Annotated in this window: 17 protein-coding genes and 4 tRNA genes; 6 read left to right on the top strand and 15 right to left on the bottom strand. The window is 49.1% G+C overall.

Annotated elements, in window-relative coordinates; genetic code table 11:
- Positions 1-19: 19 nt before the first annotated feature.
- From AC5SLM_RS09570 to AC5SLM_RS09550, 5 genes are all read right to left on the bottom strand, one after another.
- Complete coding sequence (locus AC5SLM_RS09570) at positions 20-2,389, bottom strand: AAA family ATPase (protein WP_495250726.1); 2,370 nt, start codon at positions 2,387-2,389, stop codon at positions 20-22.
- Complete coding sequence (locus AC5SLM_RS09565) at positions 2,376-3,494, bottom strand: metallophosphoesterase family protein (protein ID WP_495250725.1); 1,119 nt, start codon at positions 3,492-3,494, stop codon at positions 2,376-2,378. The genes AC5SLM_RS09570 and AC5SLM_RS09565 overlap by 14 nt, the downstream gene beginning before the upstream one ends.
- Positions 3,494-4,312 (bottom strand): GGDEF domain-containing protein, encoded by an 819-nt coding sequence (locus tag AC5SLM_RS09560; RefSeq protein ID WP_495250863.1) that lies wholly within the window; start codon positions 4,310-4,312, stop codon positions 3,494-3,496. The genes AC5SLM_RS09565 and AC5SLM_RS09560 overlap by 1 nt, the downstream gene beginning before the upstream one ends.
- Positions 4,313-4,532: 220 nt before the next feature.
- The gene (gene ybaK, locus AC5SLM_RS09555) at positions 4,533-5,006 is read right to left on the bottom strand and encodes a Cys-tRNA(Pro) deacylase (protein WP_495250724.1); all 474 of its coding nucleotides are present in this window, start codon (positions 5,004-5,006) and stop codon (positions 4,533-4,535) included.
- Between the two features lie 9 nt (positions 5,007-5,015).
- Positions 5,016-5,900 (bottom strand): hypothetical protein, encoded by an 885-nt coding sequence (locus AC5SLM_RS09550; protein ID WP_495250723.1) that lies wholly within the window; start codon positions 5,898-5,900, stop codon positions 5,016-5,018.
- A gap of 52 nt (positions 5,901-5,952) precedes the next feature.
- On the opposite strand from AC5SLM_RS09550, the gene AC5SLM_RS09545 reads away from it, so the two are divergent.
- Positions 5,953-6,432, top strand: coding sequence for a methylated-DNA--[protein]-cysteine S-methyltransferase (locus AC5SLM_RS09545; protein WP_495250722.1), 480 nt, complete (start codon positions 5,953-5,955; stop codon positions 6,430-6,432).
- Here the strand turns inward: AC5SLM_RS09545 and AC5SLM_RS09540 are convergent.
- Positions 6,405-7,442: a bifunctional 3,4-dihydroxy-2-butanone 4-phosphate synthase/GTP cyclohydrolase II gene (locus AC5SLM_RS09540; RefSeq protein WP_495250721.1), complete on the bottom strand. Its 1,038-nt coding sequence runs from the start codon at positions 7,440-7,442 to the stop codon at positions 6,405-6,407. The genes AC5SLM_RS09545 and AC5SLM_RS09540 overlap by 28 nt on opposite strands.
- A gap of 96 nt (positions 7,443-7,538) precedes the next feature.
- On the opposite strand from AC5SLM_RS09540, the gene AC5SLM_RS09535 reads away from it, so the two are divergent.
- From AC5SLM_RS09535 to AC5SLM_RS09520, 4 genes are all read left to right on the top strand, one after another.
- Positions 7,539-7,613, top strand: a tRNA-Gln gene (locus AC5SLM_RS09535).
- A gap of 20 nt (positions 7,614-7,633) precedes the next feature.
- Positions 7,634-7,710: transfer RNA gene (locus tag AC5SLM_RS09530), tRNA-Met, on the top strand.
- Between the two features lie 24 nt (positions 7,711-7,734).
- Positions 7,735-7,809 (top strand) — tRNA-Gln (locus AC5SLM_RS09525).
- Between the two features lie 13 nt (positions 7,810-7,822).
- Positions 7,823-7,899, top strand: a tRNA-Met gene (locus tag AC5SLM_RS09520).
- Between the two features lie 3 nt (positions 7,900-7,902).
- On the opposite strand, the gene AC5SLM_RS09515 is transcribed toward AC5SLM_RS09520, so the two are convergent.
- The 5 genes from AC5SLM_RS09515 to AC5SLM_RS09495 all read right to left on the bottom strand — a co-directional run bounded on the left by AC5SLM_RS09515 (position 7,903) and on the right by AC5SLM_RS09495 (position 13,095).
- The gene (locus AC5SLM_RS09515; RefSeq protein WP_495250720.1) at positions 7,903-9,618 is read right to left on the bottom strand and encodes a GGDEF domain-containing protein; all 1,716 of its coding nucleotides are present in this window, start codon (positions 9,616-9,618) and stop codon (positions 7,903-7,905) included.
- A gap of 104 nt (positions 9,619-9,722) precedes the next feature.
- Entirely contained in the window at positions 9,723-10,094 is a 372-nt protein-coding gene (locus AC5SLM_RS09510; protein ID WP_495250719.1) for a cupin domain-containing protein, read from the bottom strand.
- Positions 10,095-11,645, bottom strand: coding sequence for an autoinducer-2 kinase (lsrK, locus tag AC5SLM_RS09505; RefSeq protein WP_495250718.1), 1,551 nt, complete (start codon positions 11,643-11,645; stop codon positions 10,095-10,097).
- Positions 11,642-12,814, bottom strand: a complete 1,173-nt coding sequence (locus AC5SLM_RS09500) for a class II aldolase/adducin family protein (RefSeq protein WP_495250717.1) — start codon at positions 12,812-12,814, stop codon at positions 11,642-11,644. Before AC5SLM_RS09500 ends, lsrK begins: the two co-directional genes overlap by 4 nt.
- On the bottom strand, positions 12,811-13,095 hold the full coding sequence (locus AC5SLM_RS09495) for a putative quinol monooxygenase (protein ID WP_495250716.1): 285 nt from the start codon (positions 13,093-13,095) through the stop codon (positions 12,811-12,813). The genes AC5SLM_RS09500 and AC5SLM_RS09495 overlap by 4 nt, the downstream gene beginning before the upstream one ends.
- A gap of 117 nt (positions 13,096-13,212) precedes the next feature.
- Between AC5SLM_RS09495 and AC5SLM_RS09490 the strand changes: the two genes are divergently transcribed.
- On the top strand, positions 13,213-14,163 hold the full coding sequence (locus AC5SLM_RS09490; protein ID WP_495250715.1) for a ketopantoate reductase family protein: 951 nt from the start codon (positions 13,213-13,215) through the stop codon (positions 14,161-14,163).
- Positions 14,164-14,412: 249 nt separating this feature from the next.
- On the opposite strand, the gene AC5SLM_RS09485 is transcribed toward AC5SLM_RS09490, so the two are convergent.
- The 4 genes from AC5SLM_RS09485 to AC5SLM_RS09470 form a co-directional block, all read right to left on the bottom strand.
- Positions 14,413-15,540, bottom strand: coding sequence for a N(5)-(carboxyethyl)ornithine synthase (locus AC5SLM_RS09485; protein ID WP_495250862.1), 1,128 nt, complete (start codon positions 15,538-15,540; stop codon positions 14,413-14,415).
- 99 nt (positions 15,541-15,639) lie between these two features.
- Positions 15,640-16,536 carry a protoheme IX farnesyltransferase gene (locus AC5SLM_RS09480; protein WP_495250714.1) on the bottom strand — a complete coding sequence of 299 codons (897 nt, stop codon included), beginning with the start codon at positions 16,534-16,536 and terminating at the stop codon, positions 15,640-15,642.
- 1 nt (position 16,537) lies between these two features.
- Positions 16,538-17,809, bottom strand: coding sequence for a cytochrome c oxidase subunit II (coxB, locus tag AC5SLM_RS09475; protein ID WP_495250713.1), 1,272 nt, complete (start codon positions 17,807-17,809; stop codon positions 16,538-16,540).
- Positions 17,803-18,153 (bottom strand): cytochrome C oxidase subunit IV family protein, encoded by a 351-nt coding sequence (locus AC5SLM_RS09470; protein WP_495250712.1) that lies wholly within the window; start codon positions 18,151-18,153, stop codon positions 17,803-17,805. The genes coxB and AC5SLM_RS09470 overlap by 7 nt, the downstream gene beginning before the upstream one ends.
- Positions 18,154-18,160 lie beyond the last annotated feature (7 nt).

The following is an 18,160-nucleotide window of genomic DNA, read 5'->3' as shown; positions in this document are numbered from 1 at the left end:
ACTCCTTAAATTAATTTTTTTACAACTCCACAACTCTCTCAAACATCTCTTTTATCTCCATCTCATGGCTTATCAAAAATATCTGCCTGTACTGTTCTTTTATAGTATGAAACGCTTCTAAGATTTCCATTCTTCGGTTTTCGTCTTGGCTTCCGAAGACTTCATCGAAGGCTAAAAATCCCACGCTACTTGCACCGCTGAGTTCACTTAGTGTTTTAGAGATGGCGATGCGAAGCACTAAGTTGGCAAGGTCTATCTCGCCACCGCTGAAGCGTTCTATGGGGTAGCATTTGCCCTCGTCGTAGATGAAAAAGTCAAAGTCGTTGTTTACTTCGATGTATTGGTATTTTCCTTTGGTGATGGTAGCGTACATCCCCGAGGCGATTTGTGAGATGCGTGGGGCTATTTTTGAGTTGAGTTTGGTTTTAAACTCGCTGAGGCTCAGTTTTATTTTCTCATAGTCTTGCAAATCGTCTTTTTTACTCTGTACTTTTTTAAGTTGTATGTCGTTATTTTCCAGAGCGTTTTGCAAGGTTTTTATCTCGCCTTCATTTTTTGCTATTTTTTCTTTTAGCTCTGAAATTACGCTGTATTGTTTCTCTTTTTGTTTTTGAAGTTCGTCGTATTCGCTTTGTTTTGCGGTGTGTTTTAGCTCATCATAAAGGGTTTTTTGCACTTCCAATTCTTTCTCTTTAGCCTTTACATGTAAAGCTTCTGCACTTTTTACTGTAAGTGCGAGATCCTCCCTCACGCCCTGCTCTCGTTTGAGTTCAGTTTCAAGACTTAGGACGGCTTCGTACTTTGGTTTTAGCTCCAAAAAGTTTTTTTGTAGGCTTACATGTAAAGCTTCATCGTAAGCGTGTTTGGCGAGTGTGTCTAGCTCCTCTTTGTTGCGTTTGCCTTGTTCGCTTACTTTTGTAAAATGCTCTTTGGCACTTGCCAAATCTTTTTGCTTGCTGAGTATCAAACTAAGAGCCGTCTCGTTTACATGTAAAGCTTTTTGGGTTTGCTCTTTTTGAAGTTCAAGCTCTCCTATCTGTTTGGTGAGGATGTCAAGTTTTTCTTTGGTTTTGTCTATCTTTTGAGTTTGTGTCTTTTGCACGATGTCGTTTAGGGATGCGATGACATTGTCGTATTCATCAAGCAGTTGTCTTGTACATGTAGGGCAGTTTGATTCTCTACCTAGACTTTGTATCTTGGCTATCTTTTGTTGTGTGTCTAAGACGACTCGCTGTTCGGCTGAGAGTTCATTTTGAAGATTTTTTTGCTCTGTTTGCTTGCCCAAAAGCTCGGTTTTTAGCTTTGTTGACAAGGCTTCATTTTCTTTTTTTTGCCCTAAAAGTGTCTCATACGGTTTGGTTTGCTCTTCCAAAGTTGCGATGTCTGTTTTGGCTTTGGTGTACTGGGCACGTAACTGGGTTTGCTCTTTTTCCAAACCCTCTTTTTTGATCTGTATATTTTTGAGATTTTCTTGCTCTTTGAGTTTTACATGTAAGGCTTCGTACTCTTTTTTGACGGTGCTTAAACCTTTAAGTTCTTTGGCTTTTATTTCTAGGTTTTTGAGCTCTGTGGTGAGCTTGGTTTGATTGGCTAGATTTGCGTTGATGTCGTTTTTGATGAGAGAAAGTTCGCTTATAAGCTTTTGTTTTTGCTCTTTTGTTTTGACAAAAAGTTCCAGTTCGCTCTTTACATGTAACTCTTTTTTCTTTGTGTTTTCTAGCTCTAGGGATTTGGTTTTTACTTCTTGCTCAAACCCTTGTTTTATGGCGGTTGTCTCTTTGATCAACGCTGTTTTACTTTTGAGTTCTTCTTCGCCTAAAAGAAATTCTGCACTTGCCGCGATGTCGCGTTTGAGTTCCCTGCTTTTTTCGATGAGTTCATTTTCCACAAAGTCTATCTTTTCAAGCCCAAGAAGTTTGCGTATCATCTTTTTTCGATCTTCTTTGTTAAGCGTGCTGAGGCTGGTAAGCTCTTTTTGAGAGGCAAAAAGCGTGTGCAAAAATGCCTCTTTTCCCATGCGGGTGAGCTTGATGATAGCGATCGTGACTTCCTTGGCGCCGCTTGTGGTGAGTTCGCCGTTTTTGTACAGCTTGGCATTGGCACTGAGTGCTTTACCGCGAAACTCCCGCACAACCCTGTACGCCACGCCCTCAACCTCAAAGGCAAGCTCCACCACCACCGCCTCTTTGTCGCTCACGTTGGCGTTGCGCATTAGCTCCTTGTTGCCTCGCTTTTTCGCCTCGCCATACAGCGCAAAAAGGATGGCTTCAAAAAGGGTCGACTTGCCGCTCCCGTTTTTCCCGATGATGCCCGTTAACCCCTCGCCAAACGCGATGTCAAAGGAGCGGTAACGCTTAAAGTTTTCAAGGCGAAGGCTAGAGAGTATCATCGCTCGCCTCCTCGTACGCGCCAAAAAGGGCTTGAATCTTCCCCCTAAGCCGTTCAAACTCCTCAGGCTTGCTCTCTTCTTTGATGTGCTCTAAAAAATACGCTTCCAAAGAGAGGGCTTCGATGTCGCCAAGTCCCGCGTCGTTTGAGGTGCCTTTGAACTCGCGCTTGATGCTTACATGTAAGGCTCCCTCAAAGAGGTTTTTGATGTCACGGGTTTGGATGTCGATGGACTGCAAAGGCGTGAGATTGGTCAGTTTGACCTCCACAAGCGCGTCTTTTACATCCTTTACATGTAAAGCCGCAACAGCGCTTTCAAAGTCCTCGCAATCAATCTCGTAGGTTTTAATGGGGCGAATTTGTATCTCTTGGTAGTTTACATGTAAAGCCTCATCCAGTGTGACAAGCGCAAAGCCTTTTGAGTTGCGTTTGTCGTTTAGGCTCGTGCGCTCGCTCGAACCTGCGTAGTACACATTCTCATGCTTGCCCACCTTGCCAAATCCATGCCAATGCCCAAGGGCGACGTAGTCCATCTGTGCAAAGAGAGCCTCTTTTTCACGCGGGTACACCCACTCGCCAAACTCCGCCATGAGGTAGTGCGCGCCCACGGAACAGTGGAGCAACATGATGTTGCGCTTGGTCGGGTCGATGTTTTGCTCGCAACGTTCTATCTGAGAGAGGGCTTTTGTCTCGTCATTCATGTGAGGCAGCCCATGGAAGACTACCTCATCAAAGGCAAATTTCTCATACGCTTGGCTGTACGCCACGTGGATGTTTTTAAAATTTTCAAAGATTTTTAAAATCGGGGAGCTTAGGTTGGTGCGCGGCGTGGAGTGATTCCCTGCTATCATGATGCAAGGAATCCCCAAACTATCGATGATTTTAAACTGTTCAAGTGCAAAAGTGATGGCGCGGTTGCTTGGAGAGGAGCGGTGAAAAAGGTCGCCCGTGTGGAGGATAAAATCAGGCCTAAGCGCCTCAATCTGTGCCACCACCTGTTCAAACGCATCGTAAAAATCCGCTTCCCGCTGGTTGATGTTCTGGGCATTGAGCACCTCAAGGTCATTAAACCCCAAGTGTGTGTCGGAAAAATGCAGTAACCGCATCAACCCACACACGCATCGGCGTGAACCACGCAGTTGCGACCGTTGGCTTTGGCCTGATAAAGCGCTTTGTCCGAGCGTTTGAGCAATTGCCCCGCGCTCTCCCCTTCACGCCATGTGGCCACCCCAATACTTACGGTGACACATGCGGTTTCTTTAGTCCCAAAACAAAGCCCCGCCGTACTTTGAGCGACTTTTTCACGGATACGCTCAGCCAACAACACCGCTTCGTCTTCGTTCGCTCCTGAGGCGATGATACACACCTCCTCGCCCCCATAACGCGCCACCACATCAGACTTTCGCGCAAGCCCTTGCAAAAGCCCCGCAAGCGCCACAAGTACCTCGTCCCCTTTTTGATGTCCATGGGTGTCATTGAGAAGTTTAAAGTGGTCTACGTCTATCATCAACAACGAAAGCGCGCAGGCAGGTTGCAAATAGCACCGCTTGACTGCTTCTTTTAAGGAGTACTCAAAATAACGACGGTTGTGGATTTTCATGAGCGAATCGGTGATGTTTTCTTGTTCAAGAGTTGAGATTTTTTTCAAATCCTTGGCCGTTTTTTCCGCCAAAAAAGCCACCATCACCACAAACAATCCCCCAAAGAAAAAAATCAGAGGCACCAAAAGCCTAGGCGGGTGCATGAAAATATCAAAGGCATAGATGCCATAACTTACGATAAACACTCCAACCAAAAGTCCCAAAAGCCTCCACTGAAGCTTAAGATTTTCATCAGAAAGTTCACCCACAACACGGTAGATAGGGCTAAGTGCGAGAAATAAAAAAAGTGCCCCGAACAACACCAATGCAAAAGCTAGCCACATTTCAAACACCGCGCCTCTCCCTTTTGGTAAAGTTTTTTTTATTTTATAGATTTTAACTAAAATACTTACTTAAAAAAAATCTAATTTTTATTGGACACCACGCGATGGGAAACAGCTCATTTGCGCCGAGTATGCCAAAAAAATAAGCTATGCAGGGCTTGAATGTATCGGATTATTGTAGCCAAAAAATAACGAAGGTAAAAATAACTACACTTTCTTCTTAATCACCTTGCGCGATAGGAGCAAACACGGCACGGGTGAGGGTTTTAAGCACTTCAGGAGCCAGCTCAATCTCCAGGCCGCGCCGTCCTGCGCTGACGAAGATGCTCTCTTGGTCGAGTGCGGAAGTGTCGATGAAGGTTTTGAGCTGTTTTTTCTGCCCCAGGGGACTCACGCCCCCAAGCACGTAGCCCGAGACGCGCGCCACATCGTCCTTGTCTGCCATCACGGCTTTTTTGGCTCCTGCAGCTTTGGCGATTTGCTTTAAGCTTAGCTGTTTTTCCACAGGAACGATGCCGATGGCAAACCCTTTGCCTTCCAAAGCTACCATCAACGTTTTAAACACCCGCGCGCCCGCCACACCCAATAACTGTGCCGCTTCCAGCCCATACGAAGGGGCTTTGGGGTCGTGGGTGTACTCGTGAAGGGTGTAGGCTACCTTGGCTTTTTTGGCCACATCAACCGCAGGCGTCATGGGTACCTCCTAGTTGCGAATCACCACGTCAAGCTGTTCTTGACCCGCCAAAGAAAGGGCGTTTAGGTCAAGGCCTTGGGCGTCTTTGGCTACCACGCGCACGGAAATGTGCTTGCTTTTTTCGCTCAAGACTTGCTCAAACGCCACAAGGGCGTCTTTGGTCACGGGGTCTTCACTTTGGAGAATCTCTTGGCGAATCTCCGCTAAAGCGTCTGCTTTGAACGCCACAAAGGCTTCATCTAACTCTTCTTTAGTCGCCTCAGGATTTTCCATCAAACGGTAAAACGTATCTACTACTTCACGCAAATCCACAAGATTCAAAGACGCATCAAGGCGTGTAAAATGCGGGATGTTTTGCGTGTAAAGCGCGCTAAATCCCATCTGTGTTGCACCAAAGTTATTGCGCAGTGTCATGCTAAAATCTTCCACCGCATTGAGGTTTCCCTCTTTTAACACGGCTTTACCCGAAAGAGAAATCTTTCCCGCGTCATTAAACACAAAAGCCTCCATCAACGGCCAGCTTTGAGCAAAGGCGCCGCCGCTTAAAAGGTTGAGCATAAACACCCACGGTTGGTTAAAATCTTCGATTTTTATCCCTTCAATCTCCAACCCAAACCCATGCTTGCCATCCACCTGATGGTGCATGTCTTTAAGCCCTTGGGTTCCCAAAAGGGTCACTTTTTTGATTCCAACACCCTCGTAACGCACCTGTGAAACAGCGCACGTAAAATCTGGGTAAATCCCCTTACATGTAACGCTCTCGTAGCCAATCTCGCTGTCCGTAAGCTCTGTACCAATCTCACTTTGCACGCGCGAAGCCGCCGCTTCATTGGCGCCAAAAACAGCCACTATCGCAAGGGCCGCTGCCCCGCTTAAAATCCATCGTTTTTTCATTATTGTTTTCCTTACAGTGAACGTGTTATACTTCCCCAAAAAAGGACGTATCATGCCCCAGATTGTCTTTCAAAGTCCTTTAGGAACCCTTGGTCTTTCTTCCAACACACGCGCCATCACAGCACTCTCTTTTCTTTCCCCTCAACCCACCGACCTTAGCGCCCTTCATGACCCTGTGTTAGCCCAAGCTTACCAAGAACTGCAGGAGTATTTTGAAGGAAAGCGGCGCACCTTTAGTGTCCCGTGCGAACCCCAAAAAGGCACCTCCTTTCAACAAGCCGTGTGGCGTGCGTTGCAGGAGATTCCCTATGGGGAGTGTGTGAGTTACAAAACCATCGCCGCGCGCATCGCCAATCCTAAAGCCATGCGCGCGGTGGGCGGGGCAAACAACAAAAATCCCATTGCTATCCTCATCCCTTGCCACCGCGTCATCGGTGCTAATGGTGCCTTAGTGGGCTACGCGAGCGGGGTAGATAAAAAAGCGTTTTTACTCGCGCTTGAGGGTTATTCGCCGCCTTCAAAATCAATCTGACGGGTTATATGTAACCCAAACCCGCTGATGCCCACAAATTCTTTGCCTTTGGTTGTCGTCAACAGTTCAATCTCTTCTACGCCCAAATGCTTCACAATCTGCGCCCCGATGCCGTATTCGCGCATCTGAATGTTGGGGTTTTCTTGGCTTCCTAAAAACACCAACACGCCACCGTATTCTTTAAGGTGGTCGATGGCATTCATGAGCCCGTCAAACTTTCGAGGAGTGGCGAGCAACTCAATGTCGGGCATGACATTGTGAAATTTCACCGCCGAGGTTTTTTGCGGTTTTCCAAACGCGTAGGCCACATGGTGGTTGTCGCGGTGGTCTACAAAGTCGTAGCGGCGTGCTTTTGCCCCTAAAAATTCTGTATTTGACTCCATAATCACCCGCACCAACGACTCGTGCATCATGCGGTATTCGACGATGTCAGAAATGTACACGATGTTGATATCATGGGTTTCGCAAAAAATATCCAAATCAGGCCGCCGTGCCATGGTGCCATCTTCTTTCATGACTTCACAAATCACCGCAGATTCCACAAGGCCAGACAAACGGCACAAATCCACCGAGCCTTCCGTATGGCCTGTGCGCACCAGCGCCCCACCCTCTTTGGCGATGAGCGGGAAAATGTGGCCTGGGCGCACCAAATCTGAGGGCTTGGTGCTGTAATCCGCCAAAAGTTTAATGGTCATGTCCCGCTCCCCTGCGGAGATGCCCGTGCTTGCCTCGCGTGCATCCACAGACACGGTAAAGGCCGTCTCATAAGACGAGTCGTTTTCTTTGACCATCGGTGCAAGATTAAGGCGCGCCGCGATGGCTTTTGAAAGGGCAACACAGATAAGCCCTTTGGCATGGGAAGCCATGAAATTAACCTTTTGGGGCGTAGAAAACACCGAAGCATAGACCAAATCGCCCTCATTCTCTCGGTCTTCATCGTCCACCATCATCACCATCTTGCCCTGTTTCATGTCTTCTATGGCCCGCTTAACCCGTTCCAATGGTGTCATATTGTTCCTTTATCCTTATTTTAGGCGCATTATAGCAAAAACACCTTGACAAACCAATCGAAAATCATTATAATTTCACCCTCAACTTTGGAAGGTTGGGGTATCGCCAAGCGGTAAGGCAACTGGTTTTGGTCCAGTTATTCGGGGGTTCGAATCCCTCTACCCCATCCACTTCTTCTAAGCTGACAGGTCGCGGGATAGAGCAGTCCGGTAGCTCGTCGGGCTCATAACCCGAAGGTCGGCGGTTCAAATCCGTCTCCCGCAACCAATCATTCCGAATATTGCCGTTTGCTGGGGTATAGCCAAGCGGTAAGGCAACTGGTTTTGGTCCAGTCATTCGGGGGTTCGAATCCCTCTACCCCATCCACCCTTCACCGTGTCGCGGGATAGAGCAGTCCGGTAGCTCGTTGGGCTCATAACCCAAAGGTCGGCGGTTCAAATCCGTCTCCCGCAACCAATTTTACAAACACACTACCTTGTTTTTTCCTTCTGATTTTGCCACATACAGCGCCTTATCTGCGCGCATGATAAGGCTATCTACCGAGTCGTCTTCTTGAAAAACAGCCAAACCAAAACTGGCCGTTCGCGCTCCTCCTGCGCCAAAGGATGCCTGTTCTACATAAAGGCGCAAGGCTTCTGCTAAACGTTTTAACCCCTCTTTATCCGTGCCAGGGCAAACAATCAAAAACTCTTCCCCGCCCCAGCGTCCAACCGTATCAATCGCGCGCACTGAGGCTTGAAGCAATGCGCCAAACCCGATGAGCACCTCATCGCCCACGTGATGGCCATAGGTATCGTTGACGGCTTTAAAGTTGTCAATATCGAGCAAAATCACCCCAAAAACCTGAGAATGCCGCTTCGCGCGCAAGAGTTCTCCGCGCAGGGTTTCGTCTAGTTTTTTTCGGTTAAACACCCCTGTGAGGTGGTCGGTGGTGGCAACGCGTTTGAGTTCTTGTTGCATGCGGTTTAACGTTTCATTGGCAAGGCGCAACTGCCTGTTTGCCTCTTTTAAATCCTCTACATGTAACAAGCGCTTAATCACCACATACCCAAACAAGCACAAACACACAAACACCACAAGATGGTGTTCAGGCTCTGTCCACGCAATCATTCCCCACGAAACAAGCGAACTGTACGCCCAATACCCCGACACGACAAGCAAACCCGCCGCGACAATCCGCATTTCATGTTGCTGTTTTATCGCCGCCTTCATCGCCCAAAGCGTCAACACGGGCAAGGTGAGAAAGTAGTACATGTAATCAAAAATCGGGTAAGCCGAAGAGAGGTTAAAAAGCCCTCCAAGCGCTCCGCCAAGGGCGAGTATAAGGTAGAGTAAATGGACTTGCCACGCACGGCGAATGAGGCGAAAAGCTCCCGCCCCTGCGATGCGCTCCAAAAATGCCGCCATCCCCACGGGGAAGAAAAAATAATTAAAGCTCATCAGATACCGTTCCAGCAAAGGGAACTGGAAAAAAAACTGAATGCTTTTAGCCGAGAGCATCAAGTCTAGCCCTTGGGTTAAAAACAAAGCGCTGAGCAAGAAAATCTCAAGGTTTTTAAAACGCAACAAGAAACTTATCAAAAACAACACACCCACAAACAGCGCTACAGAACCGATGCTGATGCGAAAAAAATCACTCTTAAACATCTTTAAAATGTGGGTTTCTTTACTCGCAATCACCACCTCGCCCCAAAGCCCGATGTCTGGATAATCCGAATAGACCCGCACATACAGCCACTTCCCGCCCGCATCACTTGGCAAACCAACCATATGCCACGGCCAGCCCGCAAACTTGCCCTTGCCTGTGGCATCGAAGGTGCCATATTGGTAGATTTTTTGCCCTTCGAGGTAAAATTCTGCGATTAAATCGATGCTAAAGATATAAAGCGTGGGGTCATAGGTCAAGGAGTGAGGCAAAGGGACGCGGTACCATACATTGGTCTGTCCGTTGCGCACAGGCGGATTGCTTGGAAAGGTGATAGCCTGCCAAGAGGAGGAGTTTTCTTCAACCGCCCACACGGGCACACCCTCTTTAAAAGGAGAATCGCCCCAGCGGTATTCCCACCCGCCATACCCAAGGTCAATGCGTTCAGGCAAAGCTTTTGCGAACCCTTCTTGCGCGCACAGGGCCAACAAAGAGAGAGCGATAAGGGTGTGTAAAACCAACGTGCGCATGGGGTGAGCCTTTTTTTGGTTCTTTGGGGCGTATTATGCGCTTTTGCGTCCAACGTTTTACTGAAAAGAGATGATGAAAAAACAGACAACAGCAAACTTAAAGTTTACCCTTTTACAAACACTTCGCCCGGCTTCCAGTCGATGTAGACCGAATCTTTTTCCGCCAAATGGGGCGCTTTGACAAACACCGCTTTAAAAGGCGCGGTGCTCTCGTTCACAAACATGTGGGCTTCTCCAGGAGCACACTGAAGGTAATCCCCCTCTTTGATGCACACTTTTTCACCATCCACATACACGCTACACTCGCCCTCTAACACCAAAAAAGACTCTTCTTGGCGGGTATGTTTGTGGCACGGATGGGACTCCCCCACCCCGATGATGACCACGCCCATGTCCACAGCGGGGCCTTGGGTGAGGTATTTGGGGCCGTAGGTAAAGTAACGGTAATCGTGGTTGTTTTCGTTGGTCAAATACATTTATACTCCTGGGGCTTTCCACATAGAGGTGGTAATATGTTCATCCACAAGCTCTACTTGTTTAGCGTAGGCACTTTCCCACCGTTTTTGGACGGTTTGGTAGGCGCGGTGGTTTTCCCTGTTGGGTGTGTATTCGCGCGCCCACGCCACCCACGCAGCTGCCACGTCTTGAAGAGTTGGGAAAAGTCCACACCCTACCGCCGCTGCCATCGCAGCTCCTAGGGCTGTGGCTTCGGTGACTTTGGGGATGCGCACGGTTAAGCCCGTGACATCGGCGAGCATCTGAGGCCAAAGGATGCCTTTACTCGCCCCGCCCGCAAAGACAATAGCCTTACATGTAAGGCCTGTAAAAGCTTCGATTTTGGCAAGGTTGAGCTTGGAAACGATGCACGCGTTTTCTTGAAGGGCGCGAAACATGGCAGGTTTGTTGCACACCAAAGGGTCTAGGGAGAGGTTTAGGAAACTGGGACTCGCGTGGTACCACCGCCCGTATTTCATAGTATCCGAAAAGATAGGCAAAATCCCATGAGACCCCACCGGCACCTCCATGGCTTGGCGTTCTAGCAGGGCATACACGTCTTCGCCTGTTTGGGCAGCTTTGGCCACTTCTTCTTGGCAAAACACGTCTCGAAACCAGCGCATCACAAGGCCGCTAAAAAAGGTAATGCCCTCCGCTTGGGACTGGCCGCTGATGACGTGGGGGTTGACGCGAATTTCCATGCTTTTTGGCGGTGGCGTGGCACTGTCGATGTTCACCACTTGTTGCCAAAAAGAGCCCCCAAGCACGGCCGCGTCGCCTTTGTTTACTACCCCAAGCCCCGCGCATCCTAGCTGCACATCCCCACCACCTAAGACAACCTTGGTCTTTACATGTAAGCCTGTTTGGGCTTCAGGGCTGACATTTCCCAAAACCGTACCTGTTTCATAGCAAGGGGGGAAGATGTCCTCTTTTAGCCCCACCTTAGCCATCATGGCGGGTTCCCATGTGCGCTCTTTAAGGGAAAAAATCCCACTTGTGCCCGCGTTGCTTGGCTCACTGGCTAGCACACCACACAGCTTGTACAACACCCAATCGCTCAACATCGACACGCGTGCGACCTTGGCGTAGGTGTCAGGCTGATGGGTTTTAAGCCACAAGAGGCGCGGCATAGCACCTAGGGCAAAGGTTTGGCCCGACTGGGCGTAAAACCCCTCCTCAAGCCCTTGTGCATGCAAGAGGCGCACCTCTTCGCCCGCGCGCGCGTCCACGTTGGCCACCGCCCACAGCTCTTTGCCGTTGGCATCATAAAGGACGATTCCCTCCCGCATACTCGTAGCACTCACGCCAAGGATGGATTCGGGCGCGACCTTAGTGATAGCAAGGACTTCTTGGATACACACTTTGACAAGCTCCCAGTTGGCCGCGCAGTCAAAGCCCATGCTAAAAGGTACGTTTGCTTCTTGGGCGTGGGTCCATTCGCGACTGGCAAAGGCGCATTGGTTTCCGCCCGTGTCAAAGAGTACCGCGCGCACACTGCCCGTCCCCGCGTCGATAGCTAAAAGATGGTTCATGCTTTTTTCACCTTGGCTTGTTCGAGTTCCCAATACTCCATGGCAAAGCTTTGGGCTTCGTCGATGCTCACGTAGCCGCCTAGGGCTTCCCCACGCAACACCGCTTCCATGGTGTGCGTGATGATGTCGTCGATGATGTGCGCTTCCTTGGCGTTTTTGCCAAAACTCACCACCCCAAAGCCTTCGATTACCGCGTAATTTGGCGCAGGGTTAAGGCAGATTTCCCCTTTTGCATAGCGCGCAAAATAAGCCAGATAGGCTTCCTCGTACTCTTTTAAAGCAGGTTTCACCTCTTCGCCTTGGCGCAATACCAAAGGCGTACGCTTGGTGCGAATGATGTGTTCGGGCGTTAAAACACCCTTACATGTAAGAGCAGGATTGCTGGCATACGTAAGAGCAAGAGGCGACTGGTTTAGCACCATTTCCACGGGGTGACCCTTGCGTGTTTGAACTTCTTGGCGCAACAAAGCAACATCAAAAGTGCGCGCGGGCGTTTGCGTAGGCGTGGCAAGGGGGGCTTGCGTAGCCAAAAAATCCTCCGCAATACTCACCGCATCAATCATCTTTTCGTACGCTTCCTTAGCATCATCAGCAAAGGTGAAAATCCCGTGGTGGTGCAGGATAATTCCTTTACATGTAGACCAATCAAGGGTTCGCGTGCGCAGGTAAATCTCGCGCGCCAGTTCAAAACCGGGCATCACATAAGGCAAAATCAAAAAATCAGGATAGAGCGTTTTGATGTGTGTCTTGCCTTTTTTGGAGTTGGAAATAGTCACGACCGCATCGGCGTGGGTGTGGTCCACATAGGCAAAGGGGATGAGTGCGTGCAAGATGGCTTCTACGGAAGGATTGGGCGCACTTGGGTCGCGCATGGCGGCGCGCTGGGCGGCGACCATCTCCGTGTCGCTAAGGGTTTCACGCTGGGCCAGGGCAACTAAGGGAGCGAGCTTGACAGGAGCAAAACCCTCTTTTTGGATGCTTACCAAGTCCCATCCGCTTCCTTTGACATAGAGCGTCGGGATGCCATTGTGCGTGATTTTGACCGAGGTATTGCCTCCGCCGTGCAACACCAAAGCGTCGCTTTGTCCTAAAAGATTGGAGGTGTACACGCGCAAAGCAAGAGCGTCTTGGCCGCTTGGTGCTACGCACTCATCCCAAAGGCTTTTCATAGAAATTCCAAATCATCCGAGGATTTAAACGCGCAATGGGGTTCAAAATTGGCTTTATACTCCGCGTAATGGGCCGAGGCTTTGTGCCCATCCAATGCCGCTTCGTCTTCCCACGACTCAATGACGAGGAATTTTCCCGGCGCGCTTTTGTATTCAAAAATATCATAAAGCGTACACCCTTTTTCGGCTTTTGAAGGCGCAACCATCATGGTCAAAAGGACGCGAAGCTGGGCTTCATGGCCTTCTTTTGCAATGAAAGTTACGGTTTTTGTGATGGACATTTTTACTCCTTTGGAGGTGTTTTTGAGGTGTATTGTAACATAAAGAACCTAGGGGATTTGGGCTTTTTCAAGGGTTTTTGCGTAAAATACCATACTGTTTACATGTAAGGAGAGAGGATGAAAGTAGCCATCATCGGCGCGGGAGGTATTGGCGGGTATTTTGGTGCGGCATTGGCAAACGCGGGGCATGTAGTAACCTTTGTTGCTAGAGGTACGCACCTTGAAGCCATGCAACAACACGGCTTACATGTAAGCCATCCCAGCCTCACTTTTACCCAAGCCGTCCACGCGACCTCTTTGGAAGGCTTGTGCAAAGAGGACGTTAGTACTTACGAGGCGCTCATTCTTTTGGCCAAATCCATGGAAACCCAAAGCATCGCCCACGCCCTTAGCGCGTGGTTTAGCACCGCTTCGCGCACGCCCTTTGTGGTTTCGTTGCAAAATGGTGTCGAAAATGAAACCCTGCTGTGCCAAGCCCTAGGAAGCCAAAACGTCATCGGCGGACTCACGGTGAAACTAAGCGCGCACATCGTCTCCCCAGGCCACGTGGAGGCGCTAGGGGATGCACAGATTGTCATCGGCCCTATGGAAAAAACAGCCAAGGCAGACGCTTTCACACAAGCCCTAGGGGCCGCTTTTACGCAAGCGGGTGTGCGCGTGGAGAAAACAGAAGAGATCCAAAAAGAGCTGTGGAAAAAACTCATCATCAACAACGGTGTCAACGCCTTGTGCGCCCTTTTGGAAGTCAAAACGGGCACCATTACCCACCACCCCAAACTCAGCCAACTCGTCCTTGGTCTCATGCAAGAAACCGCCCAAGCGGCGCGGAGTTTACATGTAAACCTTACGGGCGAAGACCTAGAGGCCATGTTTCACCTCATCAAAACCTTTGAATCCATCAAACCTTCCATGCTTGTAGATGTGGAACAAGGACGCAGTGTGGAGCTAGAAGAGATTTGTGGTGTGGTCATCCGCACCCTTGAAGCAGCAGGAAAGGACGCGCCTTATACCAAAAGCATCGCCCATTTGTTGGCCTATAAGCTGGAACAGGGCGTCACATTTTTGTAATTTAAATTCCAAAATACTACAATGGCACGCCATCGTCAAAGGGGAAGTGGACAAAGCAGGAGGGGTTTACGAGGGCATTGAGTGCTACGTACACCGCCCTTTAGCACTCAATCCTTAAGCACCACTAATCCCAATGTGTAAACCGTTGCGTGCGCCCTTAGGGGCGCAACAGATGCAAGGAATGTAAAAACGCGTTGTTTTGAAACTGTTTTTTTGCCGAACATAACACTTCTCTAAAAGGCAAAAAGACTATGCTGGCATCTTCTCAAGATGGGGATAGGCCGCTTGACGATGCTGAAAAAGCAAGATATTGGGCTTTTGAATCACGCCCTCATCAATATTGATAGCCTGCCTTATGGTTTCGTTGTTTTGCCAACTCTCACGCCCTGCCATCACTGCTTCGAGGTAGACAATGAGCGCGGCCGAGATTGACCGAGAAGCACTCTCCCAAAGATAATTAGGGGTGTGGTCTACCGCATAATAATCCGCATTTTCAACCTTGAGCATTGGTTCTTTAAAGGAGGTAGGTTTTGCAAAATAAAATCCCATGCCCTCATCACAACTCACATCGATGATAAGGCAGCCAGATTTCAAACACAATTTTTCTTCCTCAATCACATAGTCGATTGGATTGTCGGGTTCTTGGAAAGTGCCGTTGATGATAATGTCTGATTCCTTAATGAGATCATACAGCGGACGCTTTGTCCCATCATGCTCCACCACAAGCATACGCGCTTCCCCTTCGCCGCCTGGCACAATACGCACATAATCACAATCAAGAATCTCCTCTCGCACCTCATGGTCAGGGCGCTGGATGCAAATCGTAATATCTCTAAAACCATGGGCTTTGAGCGCGTAGATTGCCCCGCGGCTCACCGCACCGAAACTAAAAATGATGACTTTGCGCTGATTGCCGTAGTGGCCGTCTATCCCTTTGAGTTGCAGTGCATGCAGTACCGCGCAATAGCCTGCTATTTCATTGTTTTTGTAAAAGGTGTGTCGCCCTACTTCTCCTTTTGGACCCCACACAAACATGTCTTCAAAGGCGATGAGCGTCTGCTTTTTGTCAATCGCCATCTGCGTCATGGCGCGTTGTTGCACGCAATGGGGATATCCCCACAAAATACCCCCTTCTCGAAGCTCTTGAAGGTCTTGCGGAACAGGCTTTGCGATAATAGTAATGCTAGCATTTGCCAGTATTTCACTGCGCGAAGTGATGCCTCCTGTGAGGTTGGCTACGACCGCATCATCAAGACCAAAAGCCTTCCCATACCCCTCTTCAAAGAGCATTCTGTGGCGGATATGCTCTGGTATGCGCAATAAGTGATCAGGATGGATGGGAATGCGCCTTTCATCTTCTTTTCGTGAAGTCCAGATGACTCCTAAGGTTAATAAGCTGATGGTGTCTCCTTTGCAAGCGAAAATGCGCTTGGCCCTTCAGTATAACCGTTTAATTCCAATGTGCCTAATCACCCCTTAAGCAAAATACCACCGATCTATCACTAAAAACGCGACCACCAAAAGCATGTAGAGGTTGAGGTGCATGAAAATTTTCTTACATGTAAGCCGTTGCGTGCTCGGTTCTAAGCGCAAAAGCGGCAAGGAGGCGTAGACCAAAAAGAGGGCGTGCGCTACGATGAGTCCCAAAGTGATGTCACTTTGAGGCATAAAAAAGCCCACCACCATCAAGGCCGACAAGATGGTAAGAAGTATCCACACGTACGTCACGCGTGCCAGTGAATTTACGCCCATCACATCCACCATCGTCGGAAAATTGGCACTGGCGTAGTCTTTGTGGTACACAAGCACCAAGAGCCAAAAATGGGGAACTTGCCAGATAAAATAGAGCCACGCAAGGGGTAAAAAGCGTGTTTCAAAAAGCCCGCCACCTGCGGCTAACCAACAAATCATCGGAGGCATCACCCCCAAGATGGCCCCTGGAAATACCGCATAAGGGCTTGCTTGTTTCATGGGCGTGTAAACGCCGTTGTACAAAAACACCACCACCAGTGAAAAGAGAATGCCCACGGCCCCCAAGGCCACGTACAAGGAAACCGTGGCACTGGCGATGAGTAAGGAAATGGTCGTGATGGCCGCAAAGGGCGAGATTTTCCCTGTTACAAGGGGGCGGTTTTGGCACCGTGGCATCTTGGCGTCTAGCTCTTTTTCTTGGTATTGGTTTAGCGCACTTACACCAAGAGCTAAGAGAAAAATACCCAAAAGGGAGAACCAAAGCGCGGCCGTAATCTCTTGGGCGATGAGCAAATAGACCAACAAGCCCGGCAAGCCAACCGCGGAAGACAACCCCGCTTTGGTAAAAACACCATACTCTCTCAAGCCCGCTCTTGAGGCTGTCGCTGTTGTTGCTTTCATGCTAGAGTCCTTTAAAATATTCAATCAACACATTGATTTCTTCGTCGCTTAACACACCCTCATAAGACTGCATCATGCCACCGCTAAAACCCTCCACCAGTTGGCCATCGGGGTCAAGGATAGCGCGTTTAAGGTAAGCTTCATCGGCTAGCACCTCCTTGAGTGTGCCGCCCTCTTCGACTTTGAGCGTACGTCCAAAAATACCTTGGAAACTTGGCCCCACAACCACAGAACCATCAAGGGAGTGGCATCCCGTGCACCCGTTGGTGTCTAATATACCCATCGCCTTTTGGCTTGGGTCTTCTTTTGGTGACGCGTCGCCATGTTTGAAATAATCAATAATCTCATCAATCTGCGCCTCATTTAACACACCCTCATAAGACTGCATCATGCCGCCGCTAAAACCCTCCACCAGTTGGCCATCAGGGTCAAGGATGGCGCGTTTGAGGTAAGCTTCATCGGCCAAGACCTCTTTGAGTGTGCCGCCCTCTTCCACTTTGAGCGTACGTCCAAAGATACCTTGGAAGCTTGGCCCCACAACTACAGAACCATCAAGGGAGTGGCACCCCGTGCACCCGTTGGCTTCAAGATGCGCTAGGCCAGGGTGTTGTACAGCAACAACTTCCCCTTCTTCTGTAAAAGGGGTTTCGCGGTCGCTTTCATACCACGCATCAAAGCGTTCTTTGTCTACGACGTGAATTTTTGAAAGCATGTAGGAATGGCGCGTGCCACAGTATTCTGCGCACAACACATCGTAACTGCCTACCTTCTCAGCCCTAAACCACGCGCTGTAAACCTTGCCTGGCACCGCATCTTGCTTAATCCGAAAGGCGGGCACGTAGTACGAATGCAACACATCGTTAAGTTTGGCAGTGATGTCAAGCTTGATGTTGGTGTCGATGGGCACGTAAAGGTCTCTGGTTTTTTTACCATTGGGGTACTCATGGGTCCAAAACCACATCTGCCCCACCACCTTTACTTGCAAGCTGTCTGCTGGAATTTCACGCATCACCTTAAGGCTCGTGTAACCGTAGTAAAACATCACCCCAAGCAAGAGTGTGGGCACAACTGTCCACAGGATTTCTAAAACCGTATGGTGCTCGATGTTTTTGACTTGGTCTCTACTGTGGCGTTTCGCACTGTACTTGTAGAGAAAATAAAACATCACCCCCACCACAAGAACAAAGATGCCAATAGACAACCCCATCACAACCCATATGGCCAAATCCACCTCACTGGCAAAACTTGAAACGCCCTCCATGCCTTCTAACATAGCAAACCTCCCTGTGCAACCCGCGCAAAGACATCATGTGGCGTGTAGCGGTAGTACGTGTCAATCGCCATAATCACATAAATGATGACCAAAACAACCAAGGAAGAGTAGATGAGGGTTTTAAGGAGTTTTGATTCTGATTTGATGTGCATGTAGTAGGCCACAATCAAAAAGGCTTTGAGTGTGGCTAGGCCTATTTGTATTATCAGCGTTGGCGCCAACGCAAGGTTAATCATCATCGGTTGCAAAAGTGTTAGTGCGGTTAAGGCTATCAGTAAGAAAAAAACGGTGATATACGTCTTTGCTTTTACAGGCCGCAATGTTTCCTCATGGTGTATGTGCATCTTTGCC

The organism is Sulfurospirillum sp. HTRB-L1 (genome assembly GCF_059415125.1).
Note: the sequence above shows the minus strand (reverse complement) of the source record. Positions and strands in the feature narration are given on the sequence as shown.

Excerpts from the sequence above, each read along its gene's own strand:
- AC5SLM_RS09470 (WP_495250712.1), bottom strand. The coding sequence starts at position 18,153 with ATGCACATACACCATGAGGAAACATTGCGGCCTGTAAAAGCAAAGACG.
- AC5SLM_RS09560 (WP_495250863.1), bottom strand. The coding sequence starts at position 4,312 with ATGTGGCTAGCTTTTGCATTGGTGTTGTTCGGGGCACTTTTTTTATTT.
- AC5SLM_RS09540 (WP_495250721.1), bottom strand. The coding sequence starts at position 7,442 with ATGACACCATTGGAACGGGTTAAGCGGGCCATAGAAGACATGAAACAG.
- AC5SLM_RS09565 (WP_495250725.1), bottom strand. The coding sequence starts at position 3,494 with ATGCGGTTACTGCATTTTTCCGACACACACTTGGGGTTTAATGACCTT.
- AC5SLM_RS09545 (WP_495250722.1), top strand. The coding sequence starts at position 5,953 with ATGCCCCAGATTGTCTTTCAAAGTCCTTTAGGAACCCTTGGTCTTTCT.
- AC5SLM_RS09500 (WP_495250717.1), bottom strand. The coding sequence starts at position 12,814 with ATGAAAAGCCTTTGGGATGAGTGCGTAGCACCAAGCGGCCAAGACGCT.
- AC5SLM_RS09550 (WP_495250723.1), bottom strand. The coding sequence starts at position 5,900 with ATGAAAAAACGATGGATTTTAAGCGGGGCAGCGGCCCTTGCGATAGTG.
- ybaK (WP_495250724.1), bottom strand. The coding sequence starts at position 5,006 with ATGACGCCTGCGGTTGATGTGGCCAAAAAAGCCAAGGTAGCCTACACC.
- lsrK (WP_495250718.1), bottom strand. The coding sequence starts at position 11,645 with ATGAACCATCTTTTAGCTATCGACGCGGGGACGGGCAGTGTGCGCGCG.
- AC5SLM_RS09510 (WP_495250719.1), bottom strand. The coding sequence starts at position 10,094 with ATGTATTTGACCAACGAAAACAACCACGATTACCGTTACTTTACCTAC.
- AC5SLM_RS09480 (WP_495250714.1), bottom strand. The coding sequence starts at position 16,536 with ATGAAAGCAACAACAGCGACAGCCTCAAGAGCGGGCTTGAGAGAGTAT.
- AC5SLM_RS09515 (WP_495250720.1), bottom strand. The coding sequence starts at position 9,618 with ATGCGCACGTTGGTTTTACACACCCTTATCGCTCTCTCTTTGTTGGCC.
- AC5SLM_RS09495 (WP_495250716.1), bottom strand. The coding sequence starts at position 13,095 with ATGTCCATCACAAAAACCGTAACTTTCATTGCAAAAGAAGGCCATGAA.
- AC5SLM_RS09490 (WP_495250715.1), top strand. The coding sequence starts at position 13,213 with ATGAAAGTAGCCATCATCGGCGCGGGAGGTATTGGCGGGTATTTTGGT.
- AC5SLM_RS09570 (WP_495250726.1), bottom strand. The coding sequence starts at position 2,389 with ATGATACTCTCTAGCCTTCGCCTTGAAAACTTTAAGCGTTACCGCTCC.
- coxB (WP_495250713.1), bottom strand. The coding sequence starts at position 17,809 with ATGTTAGAAGGCATGGAGGGCGTTTCAAGTTTTGCCAGTGAGGTGGAT.